This is a genomic window from Pantoea sp. LS15 (assembly GCF_012241585.1).
Taxonomy (GTDB): Bacteria; Pseudomonadota; Gammaproteobacteria; order Enterobacterales; family Enterobacteriaceae; genus Enterobacter.
This window is the reverse complement of the sequence record NZ_JAAVXA010000015.1, coordinates 109,231-124,101: the sequence shown is the minus strand read 5'-3', so window position 1 is coordinate 124,101 and position 14,871 is coordinate 109,231. Positions and strand designations below refer to the sequence as shown.

Genomic DNA, 14,871 nt, shown 5'->3' with positions numbered 1-14,871 from the left:
GTTTACGGGCCGTAAGTAATCCATAGATGCAAATGTCAGATTGCGATGCGCCTGGTAGGGCGCGGCTGGTAACAAAGCCTTACAGGCGCATATGAAAAACCTCCGGCTATGCCGGAGGATATTTATTTTATGACTCAGAGCGCGGTTGTAGCTGGTAAATCCAGGCCTTAACCTGTTGCTCGTCAGGTGTGGTCACCATGACCTCAACCCGATCATAACCGTCTTCAAATTCATCCAGCATTTGCCAGTGTGCGGCAAGGTTATCGGAAATAAACAGATAACCTTCTACGCGGGGGCCATCAGGGTGGAGGACGATCCCCGGAAAATCTGCCGCCGCTCCCCAGCCACGTTCATAGAACGTGCCGGTTACGAAACCGGCCAGCCATTCGCCGCCAATGTTTTCAAGGATATGCGCATTAGAGTGGCCCGGGCGCAGCGTGCCGTAGACAAACAGAGCGTTCATATTTCCCCTCACCAGCAAAGCAAAAAGCCTGCTTTAAAAGCAGGCTTTTTAAATTTGGCTCCTCTGACTGGACTCGAACCAGTGACATACGGATTAACAGTCCGCCGTTCTACCGACTGAACTACAGAGGAATCGTTGTGGAGGCTTATCTTAGCGGCGAAAAAAGTTTTGTCAAACCTGATCTTAGGGAAAATCGATCGATTGCTGATTCTGTCGTCAGTTTGTTGTAAATCCAAACATTTTTTAATTGAAAATACTTTGCAGGATTATCATTTCTCCCCCATCATTTGAAATGGAGTTTCAACTTTTCTCGCTAAGGTCCATTTTGAACGTCACTGCACCCCTGCGCCAGGTGATAACGCGCACACCATGGTACGCAAAACGTAAAAGTTATCGTGTTCTGTTCTGGCGTGAAATCACCCCTCTTGCGGTACCTATCTTTCTGGAAAATACCTGCGTTCTGCTAATGGGGGTACTGAGCACCTTCCTTGTGAGTTGGCTGGGGAAAGAAGCGATGGCAGGGGTCGGGCTGGCGGATAGCTTTAATATGGTGGTGATGTCATTCTTCGCCGCCATAGATCTCGGAACGACCGTGGTGGTTGCGTTTAGCCTGGGTAAGCTTGATCCCAAACGCGCCCGTGAGGCGGCACGCCAGTCGCTGATGATCATGACCATCTTTTCAATCATCCTTGCGGCAGTGATCCACTATTTTGGTAAAGAGATTATCGACTTTGTCGCGGGTGAGGCGACGGCAGAGGTTAAGGACCTGGCGCTGACCTATCTGGAAATGACGGTCTTAAGCTATCCGGCGGCAGCCATTGCGCTGATTGGCAGCGGTGCGCTGCGCGGGGCAGGCAACACCAAAATTCCGTTACTGATTAACGGCGGGATGAACATCCTGAATATCATCATCAGTAGCGTACTGATCTACGGTGTGTTCTCGTGGGATGGGCTGGGATTCGTCGGTGCCGGGCTGGGGTTAACCATTTCACGCTATATCGGTGCGGCGGCCATCCTTGGTGTGCTGATGACGGGGATTACCCCCTCGCTGCGGCTTACGCTTAAAAGCTATTTCCGGCCCTTTAATTTCGCCATTATCTGGGAAGTGATGGGGATCGGTATTCCCGCCAGTATTGAATCGGTATTGTTTAACGGAGGCAAGCTGCTCACACAGATGTTTGTCGCCGGGATGGGGACCGACGTGATTGCCGGTAACTTTATCGCCTTCTCCATTGCTTCCTTGATTAACCTGCCAGGTAATGCGCTGGGTTCGGCATCGACCATCATCACCGGTAAACGGCTCGGTAAAGGGCAGATAGGGCAGGCGGAACGACAGCTGCGACACGTATTCTGGTTGTCGACCATTGGGTTAACGTTGATTGCCTGGGGAAGTGCGCCTTTTGCCGGGTTAATGGCCTCGTTCTATACCCACGAAGAGGATGTAAAAGAGGTTGTTAAGATCCTTATCTGGCTCAACGCTGCCTTTATGCCAATCTGGGCGGCTTCATGGGTACTGCCCGCCGGGCTGAAAGGGGCGCGTGATGCCCGCTTTGCCATGTGGGTGTCGATGCTCGGCATGTGGGGCTGTCGCGTTGTCGCGGGTTATACACTAGGGGTGATGCTTGGATGGGGTGTGGTTGGTGTCTGGCTGGGGATGTTCCTTGACTGGGCCGTGCGCGGGGCGTTGTTCTACTGGCGTATGGTGAGTGGGCGCTGGTTGTGGAAATACCCACGGAAGAATGCCTGATAAATGCGCGAAATGGAGAATAAATCGGCAAACAATCAGAAATATGCATTCTGCCTTTGACATCCCTGGGGAGCCTCGATAATATGCGCCCCGTTCACACGATTCCTCTGTAGTTCAGTCGGTAGAACGGCGGACTGTTAATCCGTATGTCACTGGTTCGAGTCCAGTCAGAGGAGCCAAATTTGAAAAGCCTGCTTTTAAAGCAGGCTTTTTGCTTTTCTGCGTCAGGTAAAATTGCCGGGTAAACGCTGCGTCACCCGGCATAAGACCATACTACCGGTTCACGCGAATCGGCGCCGTCGCCTCAACCAGCCATGGGCGTGCATCACTTTCCACCAGTGGTGAGAGGGTCTCGCGGACCTGCTGGTGATACTCATCCAGCCACTGTTTTTCCTGCTCGCTCAACAGATGCAACTCAACCTGGCTTAAGTCGATAGGGATCAGCGTCAGCGAAGAGAATTTGCAGAATCCTGGGCGGCTTTCAACAATCTCAACCTGGTTCTCAATACGAATACCGTGACTATCGCCCAGATAATACCCTGGCTCAATGGTCATGATATTGCCCGCCAGCAGCGGCCACGGGTTGACCTTTTTGGCGATGCGATGCGGATTCTCGTGGATCAACAACTGATGCCCCACGCCATGCCCCGTACCGTGATCGTAATCCAGCCCCATTTCCCATAGCGGGCGACGCGCGAAGGCATCCAGTTGATGCCCCTGCGTTCCGGATGGAAACTGCAGGGAAATTAGCGACAGGAAGCCTCTCAGCACGGCAGTGTAGTGCAGACGCTGCAACGGGGAGACCTTACCCCATGCCAGCGTGCGTGTGGCATCGGTGGTGCCGTTAACATACTGACCGCCGGAATCATTCAGGTAAAAATGGTCATGCCCGATGGGCTTGTTGCTGGCTTCGCTTGAATGATAATGGCACATCGCCGCATTGCTGGAGGAGGCGGAGATGGTCGCAAAACTTTGTTCAATAAAACCAGGCTGCTGCTTGCGGAATGCAAGTTGTTGTGCCTGAACTTCCAGCTCGGTCAGGGGGTGTCCCGCAGCCTCACGCTGCGGCACTTCACGGTTCAGCCAGGCCAGGAAGTTCACCCATGCGGCACCATCCTGGTGATGGCATTCGCGATAACCTGCCAGTTCTACCGGGTTTTTGGTGGCCTTCATCAGGGTAATGGGATCGGTTCGCCAGACAATTTCACCCTGTGGCTCAATGGCAAAGCGCAGGGCTACCGGCGCGGAATCGGCATCCATCATTACCCGTTTGCCTTCGGCGTTCTGCTGACAGCGCGCGATAAAGGCGTCCTGAGGTGCAAGGGTGAAAGCATTGCGCACCGCATCCGGAAGGGCGCTGAGCTTAGTGTTGTCAACAAACCACTCAACGTTCCCGTCACGGCCCAGAAGGGCAAAGGAGAGGGGAACCGGGCTGTATGGAATATCCGAACCGCGCACGTTTAGCAACCAGGCGATATTGTCCGGCAGGGTAACGGCCAGATAATCGGCATTGTTTGCTGTCAGCACAGCGGCGACACGCTGACGCTTGTCAGCACTGCTTTCGCCACTGATCTCAATCGGCATTTCACGGATAAGCCCTGCCGGAGCCGCAGGGCGATCGGTCCAGAGCACGTCGAACGGAGAGGCACTCAGAGGAACCAGCTTGCACGGTGTGGCAGAGAGTTGCTCAAACTCCGTATTGGTCATCAGCAGCGCTTCAAAGCCGATACGTGTACCCGCCTCAACGTTTGCAGATAACCATTCTGCCAGCGGCTCGTTGTGCAGATGATGGATCTCAACCTCCTCCGTATTCACCTGAACGCGGGCCTGAACCTGATAGCGGCCATCAACGAACAGCAACGCTTTGTTTTTCAGTACCAGGGCCAGACCAGCAGAACCGTCAAAGCCTGTCAGCCAGGCCAGCTTTTCGTCGTAAGGTGCGCAGTATTCGCTCTGCCAGGCATCCGCGCGCGGGACGATCATCCCGTCGAGATTGTTATCCTGAAGCCACTGACGCAGGGCTGCTAACGGTGATGTAGAGTACATTTTTTTTCCTTATTGTTATTAGCGGAATGGCGGCTCGTTGAAGGTACGTAGCTTGCGAGAATGAAGCTTGTCACCTTCGGCCCTCAGCAAATCAATGGCACGAATACCAATTTGCAGATGTTCGGATATTGCCCCTTCATAGAAACGGTTGGCCTGGCCAGGAAGTTTAATTTCTCCATGCAGGGGTTTATCAGAAACACACAGCAGGGTGCCGTAAGGGACGCGGAAGCGGTACCCCTGCGCGGCAATGGTGGCGCTCTCCATATCAATCGCCACTGCGCGGCTCAGGTTGAAGCGCAGCGCGGAGGCGGAGTAACGCAGCTCCCAGTTACGGTCATCCGTAGTGACGACCGTACCGGTGCGCAGGCGCTGTTTAACCTCTTCACCCGGCATGCCGCTGACTTCTTTGGTCGCGTCATACAGCGCGCGCTGTACTTCGGCGATGCTCGGGATAGGAATATCAGGTGGAAGAACGGCATCAAGTACATGGTCATCACGCAAATAGGCGTGAGCCAGCACATAATCGCCAATCAGCTGGCTTTCACGCAGCCCGCCGCAGTGTCCAATCATCAGCCAGACGTCAGGACGCAGCACCGCAAGATGATCGCAGATGGTTTTGGCATTAGACGGGCCAACGCCGATGTTAATCAACGTGATCCCCTGCCCGTCGGCAGTGATCAGGTGCCAGGCGGGCATCTGGTGTTTTTTCCACGCCAGGTCGGAGATGGCCTGCTCGGGTGCTTCGGTCTCTGCGGTGATCCAGATCCCACCCGCGCAGGATAGCGCGATGTAAGGACTCTCCGGGTCGAGGATCTGGCTGCAGCCCCAGCGTACAAACTCGTCGACATAGCGGGTGTAGTTGGTAAACAGCACAAATGGCTGGAAATGTTCAGCGGGTGTACCCGTGTAGTGGCGCAGGCGCGCCAGGGAGAAATCGACTCGGCGAGCATCAAAGTGCGACAGAGGAGAGTACTCCGCCGGGTGAAAGATGCCGTCAGCCGTCTCATCGCCAATCTGGGAAAGCTCTGTCGTCGGAAAATGGCGTGTCAGGCCTGCACTCATGGAGCGGTCAAGGGTTAATGCTGAACCGTCAATGACATAAGGATACGGGATTTCATGTTGCGATGGCTCAACGGCGATATGCGCGCCGTAATCCTGATAAAGCAGCGTGAGTTGCTCTTCAAGATAGGGGCGGAACAGTGCAGGGCGGGTGACGGTGGTGCTATAGCAGCCGGAGTGGGTAAAACGGGCGTAGGCGCGGGTTTTCGGGGTGTTACTGGCGCTACCGTCCCAGGTCACAGAGAGCGATGGATAAACAAAAAGGCCCTCGGTTCTGGCCTTTTCATCGGGAAGTTTCCCTGTTTCGATGTATTCGCTGATGGCGCTGCGCAGCGCATTGACGGACTGTTCATACAGTGCGTCGAGTTTTTCCAGCGCCTGAGCCGGGGTCAGGCTGGAGCCCTTATTATTCATCTCTGTCTCCTTGTTCCACAGGTGTGCGACTCTACCCGATAGTATGTCACACGCCTGTGAAACAAAAGTGAGATCAGCGGTGGCTCGTCTCTTTCATAAACAGCGCTGTGGCGGCTGACAGCAGGCAACCGGCCAGCAGATAAATCGCCACACTGTGCCAGTTTCCGCCGGAGAAGGTCACCAGAGCGGCGGCGATAAACGGCGTAAACCCGCCGCCGACCACGCTTGCCACCTGATACCCCACGCCTGCACCACTGTAGCGGTAGCTGGCGCCGAACAGTTCGGTAAACATCGGCTGCTGGACACAGACCACCATATCGTGAGCGATGTTCGCGAGCATGATGGCAAAGAAGACAATCCAGAAGATCGACTGAGCTTCCAGCGCCATAAAGAATGGCCAGGCGCTGAGGGTGCCAATCAGCGCCCCGGTGATATAAACGCGGCGGCGACCAAACCGGTCTGCCAGCCAGGCGAAGCAGGGGATCGTCAGGCAACTGATCCCACCGACCAACAGACCGATATTCAGGAACAATTCACGCGGCAGTCCGAGGTTCTGCGTCGAGTAGTTCAGTGCAAATGCGGTGACGATATACATCGTCAGCAATTCGCACAGGCGCAGGGCGATGATTTTCAGAAAAGCGCCAGGATGCTGAACCAGGGCTTCCATCACCGGCAACCGCTTTTTGACGGCAGGTTTTTCCCGCTGTTGCTGTTCGAATTCAGCGGACTCTTCCATCCCATTACGGATCCACAGGGCGGCAATTACCAGCACGATGCTGAAGATAAACGGAATGCGCCAGCCCCAGCTCAGGAACTGTTCGTCGGTGGTGAGCTGGCTGATTAAGGATACCAGCCCGGTAGAAAGCAGCAGACCCACGCCATACCCGACCTGTACACCACTGCTGTAAAACGCTTTCTTATTTTTCGGCGCACTCTCAACGGATAGCAGCGCCGCGCCACCCCATTCACCACCAACGGCAAATCCCTGAATGGCGCGTAGCGTCACCAGCAGTACCGGTGCCCACCAGCCAATAGTGGAAAACGAGGGGAGAATGCCAATCAGAGCGGTGGCGAGCCCCATCATCCAGACGGTGAGCATCAACATGCGCTTGCGCCCGAGACGGTCACCAAAATGGCCGAAAATCACACCGCCTAACGGTCGAAACAGAAAACCGACACCGAAGGTGGCGAACGCCGCGAGTGTACCCATTGCGGGGCTGATCTGCGGGAAGAATTCGCAGTTAAACACCAGTGCGGCGGTGATGCCGTAAAGCAGAAAATCATACCAGTCGACGACGGCGCCAGCGAAGCTACCCAAAGCGGCACGGCGGGCGCGGTTCAGCGAAGGGGTCTTCTCGTTGGGGCGATCGGAGATGAGGGTGGAGTCCATAGTTGTCCTGTCTGTACTGATTTTTAATTATTGGTATAAGAAAAGGTCACTCACATAGCAGCCGTCATATAAACGGAACCTATGAGACTACCGCTACAGGCAGCGCGAGGAAACTGATTTTATTTCGTGATGGGTAATGCAGTGCGGCTACGCTATGCTTAGCAAATAGCGGAACGACTGAGGAAGGGAATATGCGTCGTAGAAATATATTGGGCGGTTTTGCTGCATTGCTCATCAGCCAGAGTGTTCTGGCGGTGAGTTATCCTCTACCGCCAACAGGAAGCAGGCTGGTGGGCAGCACGCAGGTTATCACTGTACCGGACCATAATACGTTACCGCTTGAGGCGTTCGCCGCGCAGTACGGACTGGGGCTGAGTAATATGCTGGAGGCCAACCCTGGCGTGGATCCTTTTCTCCCCAAATCAGGTACGACATTAACGATCCCTCAGCAACTGATTTTGCCTGATACCGTCCGGGAAGGAATTGTGGTGAATGTGGCAGAAATGCGTCTCTATTACTATCCGCCGGGTGGCAACACCGTTGAAGTGCTGCCCATCGGCATCGGTCAGGCCGGGCGTGAAACACCGCGTAACTGGGTGACGGCCGTTGAGCGTAAGCAGGTGGGGCCGACATGGTCGCCTACGCCGAATACGCGCCGTGCTTATGCGGCAGAGGGTAAAACACTGCCAGCCTTTGTCCCAGCCGGCCCGGATAACCCAATGGGTCTGTATGCGATCTATATCGGCAGGCTGTATGCCATTCACGGCACAAATTCGAATTTCGGTATCGGGCTGCGGGTGAGCCAGGGCTGTATTCGTCTGCGTAATAACGACATCAAATATCTTTTCGATCATGTCCCTGTAGGGACCCGAGTACAGCTTATCGATCGGCCCGTTAAAGTCACCACGGAGCCAGACGGTAGCCGCTGGGTGGAAGTGCATGAACCATTATCACGTAACCGTGCGGAATTTGAATCGACCCGAAAAGTGCCCCTGCCAATTTCAGCCGCGCAGCGGACGCAGTTGATTAACGAGGGTGCGGGAGCCGAACTGGAACGGCGCTCGGGGATGCCGGTTAAGCTAGGGATGTGAAGCCCTTTTCGCCCCCGGCAATTTGACCAGACGCAGAAAAGCAAAAAGCCTGCTTTAAAAGCAGGCTTTTCAAATTTGGCTCCTCTGACTGGACTCGAACCAGTGACATACGGATTAACAGTCCGCCGTTCTACCGACTGAACTACAGAGGAATCGTGTGAACGGGGCGCATAGTATCGACGTCAGCCGTGCTTGTCAAAGGGTGGAACAACACCTTTTGATCGTTTGCCGACAAAATCGGCAAAGTGATGTTTTTGACAGCGGAATGCACCGTAATGGTGCGGTTATACCTCTAATGGGGCAGATCATAAACTGCTGTTTCAGTAATAAATGCCCCCTCCATGATTAGGTTTCCTTATTTTCAGCCGCTTAGCAACAAATCAGACCTCTTCGAAAAACTGGCATTCATATTGCAAAACCTGTTCAACAACGACAGCCGGTTACGGCACAGCATTTCGAACAGGGGGCAAAATGAACTTAAGACGACTGAAATACTTCGTAAAAATCGTCGATATCGGCAGCCTGACTCAAGCGGCGGAAGTGCTGCATATCGCGCAGCCTGCGCTGAGCCAGCAGGTGGCTACTCTGGAAGGCGAGATGGATCAACAGCTGTTGATTCGCACCAAACGCGGCGTTACGCCAACGGAAGCAGGTAAGATCCTTTATACCCATGCACGCACCATCCTCCGCCAGTGTGAACAGGCGCAGCTGGCGGTGAATAATGTCGGTCAGACTCTGAGCGGACATGTTTCCATCGGTTTAGCACCGGGAACGGCCGCATCGTCTATTACCATGCCGCTGCTGCAGGCCGTTCGCGCCGAGCTGCCGGAAGTGCTGGTATACCTGCACGAAAACAGCGGTTCAGTACTGAATGACAAACTGCTCAACGGCCAGCTGGATATGGCGGTGCTTTACGATAGATCTCCGGTCGCCGGGATCACCAGCCAGCCGCTGCTGAAAGAAGATCTTTACCTCGTGGGCACCCGCGACTGCCCAGGTCAGAGCGTAGACCTGACCGCCGTGGCTGAGATGAATCTCTATCTGCCGCGTGACTACAGTGCCGTGCGCGTCCGCGTGGATGAGGCATTCTCCCTACGCCGTCTGACGGCAAAAATCATTGGCGAAATCGACTCTATCTCCACGCTGACCGCAGCTATCGCTAGCGGAATGGGAGTGACGGTTCTGCCGGAATCCGCTGCACGCTCGCTGTGCAGTGCGGCAAATGGCTGGATGGCGCGCATCACAACGCCGTCTATGAGCTTACCTCTGTCGCTGAACATGTCCGCGCGTGGTTCGCTGTCGCCACAAGCGCAGGCGGTAAAAGAGATTTTGATGTCTCTGGTCAGCAAGCCTTCGCTTGAGAACCGAGAACTGCAGCTCGTGAGTTAATATTCCATAAAAGCATAAGATGCTGGTTTTTATTATTTGTTCTGCAGCTCAGCTGACTCTAACAATAGAGCAATGTCAGATGCGCCGGAGTGAATCGTGAATTTCCAGCAACTTAAAATTATCCGTGAGGCGGCCAGGCGGGACTTTAACCTGACCGAAGTCGCCAATATGCTTTATACCTCTCAGTCCGGTGTCAGCCGCCATATCCGCGAGCTGGAAGAGGAGCTGGGCATAGAGATTTTTATCCGTCGTGGTAAGCGACTGCTTGGCATGACGGAGCCTGGTAAGGCATTGCTCACCATCGCGGAGCGGATCCTCAACGAGGCCAGCAACGTTCGTCGACTGGCGGATCTCTTTACCAATGATGCCTCCGGCGTGCTTACCATCGCCACCACCCACACGCAGGCTCGCTACAGCCTGCCGCCGGTGATTAAAGCCTTCCGCGAACTTTTCCCTGATGTCCGTCTGGAGCTTATCCAGGGCACGCCGCAGGAAATTGAAGTGCTGCTGCAAAACGGCGGGGCGGATATCGGTATTGCCAGCGAGCGCCTGAGCAACGACCCGCTGCTGGTGGCGTTCCCCTGGTTCCGCTGGTACCACAGTTTATTACTTCCCGTTGATCATCCTTTGAATCAGGTATCCCCCCTGACGCTGGAAGCGATCGCTAAATGGCCACTGATTACTTACCGCCAGGGCATTACCGGGCGCTCGCGCATTGATGAAGCCTTCAACCGCAAAGGGTTAACGTCGGACGTGGTGCTGAGCGCGCAGGATTCTGATGTGATCAAAACCTACGTCGAACTGGGTCTGGGTATCGGTCTGGTGGCGGAACAGTCCAGTGGAGAACGTGAAGACGGGAACCTGGTGCGGCTTGATACACGTCATCTGTTTGACGCCAATACCGTATGGCTCGGCCTGAAGCGTGGACAGCTACAGCGCAACTATGTGTGGCGCTTTATCGAACTCTGCAACGCCGGTCTGTCCGTTGATGAGATTAAACGCCAGGTGATGGAGCCGGAAGAAGTGGCGATTGATTATCAGATCTAGGCTCTGGTTTGCCCGGTAGGTACTGTGCTTACCGGGCCCGTCATTTAGTTGAAAGGATATTTTTTAAAGACTGCCTGTGATTCGAATGATTCAGCAATCGCCTGAATCTCTCTAAAATCCGCTGCGTTAACGACCTGGGGGATCATCGACTGAATAAACGTCCAGACCACGGTACTGGTGACGGCAACTTGATCGGGAACTGCGGTGGCAGGACGCGCCTCCAGCAAGGCATTCCATTCTTTGCAGGCTGCCAGCAGCTGGATTGTAATACGTTCACCCCATGAGCTGTACTGCTTGTCCGCCGGTCGCAGGTTATGTTCATACACATTTTGCACGGCTTTCTCACAGGCGGCGAGGATAAAGCCCAGCGTCTGGAGATCGTTTGCGAGCGCATCCGGTACTGCAGGCAGAAGCCTCCGTTCGGGAGCGGCTTGCGCCTCAAAATAATTCAGTATCAGCGACGAGTCCATCAGACGTATTCCGCTATCCAGAATCAGCGTCGGCGCTTTTACTGCGGGGTTGATGCGGGAGAATGCTTCGAAGGTGCTGAAGACTGACAGCGGCTGACTTTCAAACTCAACGCCATAAAGCTCAAGGGAGATCGCCACGCGCCGTACATAAGGCGAATCCATCATACCAACAAGCTTAATCATAATTCCCGTTTTCCTGTCTCTGTGGAATAACATGTCATTGAAAAGGATGAACAGACATTACAATACAATCCGCATGGCGAATATCTTCAGTATCTTACCGCAAAGGTTAGTTTTACTGACATGTGGGCAAATTACCGTGATAAATCCAGTGCAGATAAGGGAGTGCTTTCATGTCGGATTTTCCACCCATTGCCAGTTTGCGAAGCTTTGAAGCTGTCGCGCGTCTTGGCAGCGTGACGCTGGCGGCGAAAGAGCTTCACGTTACCCACTCTGCCATCAGCCAGCAGATCAAAGTGCTGGAGGACATGGTGGGTGTAAAGCTCTTTATCCGGCACGGGCGAGGGGTGCAGATTAATGAAGAAGGGCGACTATATGCCTTACAGGTACGCGAGGCTTTGAACCATATTGCGGATGCCACCCGGCTCGTGCAGGTGAAGCCGACAAAACGGGAGCTGACGCTGTCGATGGTGCCATCTTTTGGATGCCATTGGTTATTGCCGCGTCTGGAACGCTTTCGGGCGAAATATCCCCTTATCACTCTTCGGATCCAGGCCAGCCTGACGGTAACCAGTCTGCAGCAGGAAGGGATAGATATCGCGATACGAATGGGTAGGGGAAACTGGGAAGGGAGTGAAAGCCGTTATCTTTTTTCCGATGAACTGATTGTGGTGGCCGCACCCGGTTATAACGGCGGTGTGCTGCCCGCTACGCCAGTTGAGATTGCAAAAAGTCAGATTATTTTTTCTATGGAGTCGTGGAAAGCGTGGTGCGTAAATGCAGGGCTTGAGCAAGAGATCGTGCCTGGCGGTTTATGTATTAACGACTCCAATTTAATTATCGAAACCGTTCGGCTCGGTAAAGGTATCGCGCTGGAGCGCCGTTCTCTGGTTCAGGATGCCATCACCCGGGGCGAACTGGTCCAGCTTACCCCTTTCACCGCGCCGTATCCCTGGCCTTACTGGCTGGTGACATCGCAGTTAACGGAGGCGAAACCGGAGGTGGCTCTCTTTGTCGAGTGGCTGGATGAGGAAGTGGCGGCCTGGCGGCAGTTGTCCGGGGTCGCGGAAAGTAACGGTAAGTAGAAAAGCAAAAAGCCTGCTTAGTTTCCTGAGCAGGCTTCTTAAATTTGGCTCCTCTGACTGGACTCGAACCAGTGACATACGGATTAACAGTCCGCCGTTCTACCGACTGAACTACAGAGGAATCGTTTGAACGAGGCGCATAGTAGCGACCTCAGTACGCCTTGTCAAAGGGGGAAAACAACCTTTTTGTTCGTTTGCCGACAATTTCAGCAAATCGCTGATTTTATAGTAAATTTGCTTCGAAATTACACAGCAAAATGCGCCGCCCGCAGGCGGCGCACAAGATTAGAACAGTACGGAGTAGTTCAGACCAAACGTACGACCACGGCCTTTATAGGTATAGAGCCCCGGTGCACCGTAGGTTGGGCTATACAGCCCCGGTGCGCGCTGGCCCCAGGCGGTGGTGTAGTCTTCGTCCAGTACGTTTTCTACGCTGAAGCTGACTTTACCCACCGGCAGGGCGTAGCTGCCCAGGAAGTCGACCGTGTTGTAGCCATCGATCTTCTTACCGTCGGCATCTGAAACGTCAAAGGTCTGCGTGCTCTGTACACGCAAGGTCCAGTCGCCCGGCGCCCAGTTGACCCATGCGCTGGCTTTTGACGGGCTGGCGCTGTCAACTGTCAGCTTCTCCCATTTACCGTTTTCACGGGTTTCAGACTTAATGGCGTTGAAGTTCGCGCCGGTGCTCCAGTCACTGTCGGTGAAGAAATAATCCACCTGACCTTCCACCCCGTAGATACGACGTTTGTCGTCTTCCAGGTTGATGGTCATATCGGTTTTGTTGATGGTGATGGTTTTATCCGAGAGCGAGTAATACGCCGCAACCTGCGTGCGCAGGTTATCGCCGGTGTAGCGCCAGCCCAGTTCGTAAGCGTTGACCTTAATGCCATCCAGCGTCGAGTCGTTAACGTTCACACTGTTCAACAGACGATAGTGTCCGTCGACGAGCTGATAGGTACCGGAACCGTAGTACTTCGCCAGGTCAGGAATTTCAAAGCCTTGCGAGAAGTTAAACCACAGTTGCTGCTGTTCGGTCAGGCGACCGAGGATCCCGGCGTTAAACAGGAAGTTGTTGTAATCGGTCTTCCCGCCCGGCACCGCGTCTGCCGAAGTGGCTTTCCCGGTGGCGATAGCCTGCTGCTGCGCGTAGCCAACAAAGTCATCCACCTTGTTTTCGGTGTACTGGTAACGCACACCGCCGCTCAGGGTGATGGCGTCAATGTCATAGCTCGCCTGCAGGAACGGGGCAAGGTTGGTAATGCTGTAACCCGGATAACGTCCCACGTTGTAAGCATTGTCCAGTTTCATACCGCCGCTCGCCGCCGCTTTACTCAGGTCGAAGAACTGCTGGTTGGCGTCGAAGGTTTCATGGTCGGCATCCACACCCCAGGTCAGGGTTAAATCATCCACTGGCTTGCTGTTCAGCGTCAGCTTACCGCCGTAAAAATCGGTTTTCTGCTGAGATGCGCCAATACTGGTCACCACACCTTTGCTCAGGGTCGGGAATGGGTAGTAGGTCAGACTCTCGTCACGATAGTAAATCTGCGCGACCAGATCCTGTCCCCAGAAGTCGGTATTAGAGTACTGCAGGTTGATCAGATGACGTTCGGTACCAGGAATACGGTCAGAATCCAGATTGTTTTTGTTATACGCTGTGGCATCTCCTGTTACCGCCGAGAAGTTCTTCCCGAGATACAGCCCATGCTTACCGTCGGACTCACTCTTGTAATACTGCGTCGTCAGCTGCAATTGCTGGTGGTCGTCAATATTGATGGTGCCTGTGCCCATCACATCAATACGGTCTGAATACTGTAAGCCGGTCTGGGTGTTATCAATAATCACCTCGTCGCCGTTGCCGTCATACCAGCCGCCGTAACGCTGATAAGAAACGGACAGACGACCGGAGGCTTTATCATTGCCGCCACTGACGGCTGCCGACACGTTCTCATCGTGGTCGTTATGGCTGTTAAAGCCACTTTTTGTTCCAGTCTGGAACTCAACTTCGGTATCTGGCTGGCCTTTTTTGGTGACGATGTTCACCAGACCGCCGGTACTGCCACCGCCATAGAGCGATGTGGCACCGGAGATCACTTCAATACGGTCGATGTTAAACGGATCGATGGAGTCCAGTTGTCGGCTGTCACTACGGGATGAGTTCAGGCGCACACCGTCGACCATAACCATCATCGAACGGCCACGCAGGTTCATGCCGTAGTTGGTGCGACCCTGGCTGCTGACGTCCATACCCGGGATCAGCTGCGCCAGCACGTCTTTAATCTCTTTTCCACCCTGAACCTGCTGCTCAATTTCGGCCCGTTCGATAACCCAGGTGGTCTGCGCCATCTCCGCCACGCTGCGATGCGCGCGGCTGGCGGAGACAACGATATTTTCTTCCTTTTGTTCTTCCGCCCACGCAGAGGTAGAAAGCATTGCAAGCAAACAAGGATTTAAAACCCAAAGATGAGAACGTTTCATTGTTATGTTGATCCT

Annotated in this window: 11 protein-coding genes and 4 tRNA genes; 6 read left to right on the top strand and 9 right to left on the bottom strand. The window is 54.2% G+C overall.

Annotated features, from left to right (window positions below; translation table 11 throughout):
• Nucleotides 1–127: 127 nt before the first annotated feature.
• Together HED65_RS19115 and HED65_RS19110 are read right to left on the bottom strand one after the other, a co-directional pair.
• Nucleotides 128–463, bottom strand: a complete 336-nt coding sequence (locus HED65_RS19115; protein ID WP_114979749.1) for a gamma-glutamylcyclotransferase family protein — start codon at nt 461–463, stop codon at nt 128–130.
• A gap of 55 nt (nt 464–518) precedes the next feature.
• A tRNA-Asn gene (locus HED65_RS19110) sits at nt 519–594 on the bottom strand.
• 161 nt (nt 595–755) lie between these two features.
• Here HED65_RS19110 and emmdR point away from each other — a divergent pair.
• Together emmdR and HED65_RS19100 are read left to right on the top strand one after the other, a co-directional pair.
• Nucleotides 756–2,210: a multidrug efflux MATE transporter EmmdR gene (gene emmdR, locus HED65_RS19105; RefSeq protein WP_147279807.1), complete on the top strand. Its 1,455-nt coding sequence runs from the start codon at nt 756–758 to the stop codon at nt 2,208–2,210.
• Between the two features lie 103 nt (nt 2,211–2,313).
• Nucleotides 2,314–2,389: transfer RNA gene (locus HED65_RS19100), tRNA-Asn, on the top strand.
• Nucleotides 2,390–2,483: 94 nt separating this feature from the next.
• Here the strand turns inward: HED65_RS19100 and HED65_RS19095 are convergent.
• The 3 genes from HED65_RS19095 to shiA form a co-directional block, all read right to left on the bottom strand.
• A complete protein-coding gene (locus HED65_RS19095) occupies nt 2,484–4,256 on the bottom strand; it encodes an aminopeptidase P family protein (RefSeq protein ID WP_114979747.1) in 1,773 nt (590 codons plus the stop codon).
• Between the two features lie 18 nt (nt 4,257–4,274).
• Nucleotides 4,275–5,729, bottom strand: a complete 1,455-nt coding sequence (locus tag HED65_RS19090) for an AMP nucleosidase (protein ID WP_114979746.1) — start codon at nt 5,727–5,729, stop codon at nt 4,275–4,277.
• 73 nt (nt 5,730–5,802) lie between these two features.
• On the bottom strand, nt 5,803–7,119 hold the full coding sequence (gene shiA / locus HED65_RS19085) for a shikimate transporter (protein ID WP_114979745.1): 1,317 nt from the start codon (nt 7,117–7,119) through the stop codon (nt 5,803–5,805).
• A 191-nt stretch (nt 7,120–7,310) separates the two neighbouring features.
• Here shiA and ldtA point away from each other — a divergent pair, with 191 nt between their 5' ends.
• Nucleotides 7,311–8,210, top strand: coding sequence for a L,D-transpeptidase (gene ldtA, locus HED65_RS19080; protein ID WP_114979744.1), 900 nt, complete (start codon nt 7,311–7,313; stop codon nt 8,208–8,210).
• A gap of 76 nt (nt 8,211–8,286) precedes the next feature.
• Here ldtA and HED65_RS19075 read toward each other — a convergent pair.
• Nucleotides 8,287–8,362, bottom strand: a tRNA-Asn gene (locus tag HED65_RS19075).
• Between the two features lie 319 nt (nt 8,363–8,681).
• Here HED65_RS19075 and nac point away from each other — a divergent pair.
• Both nac and cbl read left to right on the top strand, forming a co-directional pair.
• Nucleotides 8,682–9,599 (top strand): nitrogen assimilation transcriptional regulator NAC, encoded by a 918-nt coding sequence (gene nac / locus HED65_RS19070; RefSeq protein ID WP_008499475.1) that lies wholly within the window; start codon nt 8,682–8,684, stop codon nt 9,597–9,599.
• A gap of 96 nt (nt 9,600–9,695) precedes the next feature.
• On the top strand, nt 9,696–10,646 hold the full coding sequence (gene cbl / locus HED65_RS19065) for an HTH-type transcriptional regulator Cbl (RefSeq protein ID WP_114979743.1): 951 nt from the start codon (nt 9,696–9,698) through the stop codon (nt 10,644–10,646).
• A gap of 44 nt (nt 10,647–10,690) precedes the next feature.
• Here the strand turns inward: cbl and HED65_RS19060 are convergent, their stop codons facing one another.
• The gene (locus HED65_RS19060; RefSeq protein WP_114979742.1) at nt 10,691–11,299 is read right to left on the bottom strand and encodes a glutathione S-transferase family protein; all 609 of its coding nucleotides are present in this window, start codon (nt 11,297–11,299) and stop codon (nt 10,691–10,693) included.
• A 170-nt stretch (nt 11,300–11,469) separates the two neighbouring features.
• On the opposite strand from HED65_RS19060, the gene HED65_RS19055 reads away from it, so the two are divergent.
• Nucleotides 11,470–12,381, top strand: a complete 912-nt coding sequence (locus HED65_RS19055) for a LysR substrate-binding domain-containing protein (protein WP_114979741.1) — start codon at nt 11,470–11,472, stop codon at nt 12,379–12,381.
• A gap of 45 nt (nt 12,382–12,426) precedes the next feature.
• Here HED65_RS19055 and HED65_RS19050 read toward each other — a convergent pair.
• Together HED65_RS19050 and HED65_RS19045 are read right to left on the bottom strand one after the other, a co-directional pair.
• Nucleotides 12,427–12,502 (bottom strand) — tRNA-Asn (locus HED65_RS19050).
• A 164-nt stretch (nt 12,503–12,666) separates the two neighbouring features.
• Entirely contained in the window at nt 12,667–14,856 is a 2,190-nt protein-coding gene (locus HED65_RS19045) for a TonB-dependent siderophore receptor (RefSeq protein ID WP_114979740.1), read from the bottom strand.
• Nucleotides 14,857–14,871: the final 15 nt, after the last annotated feature.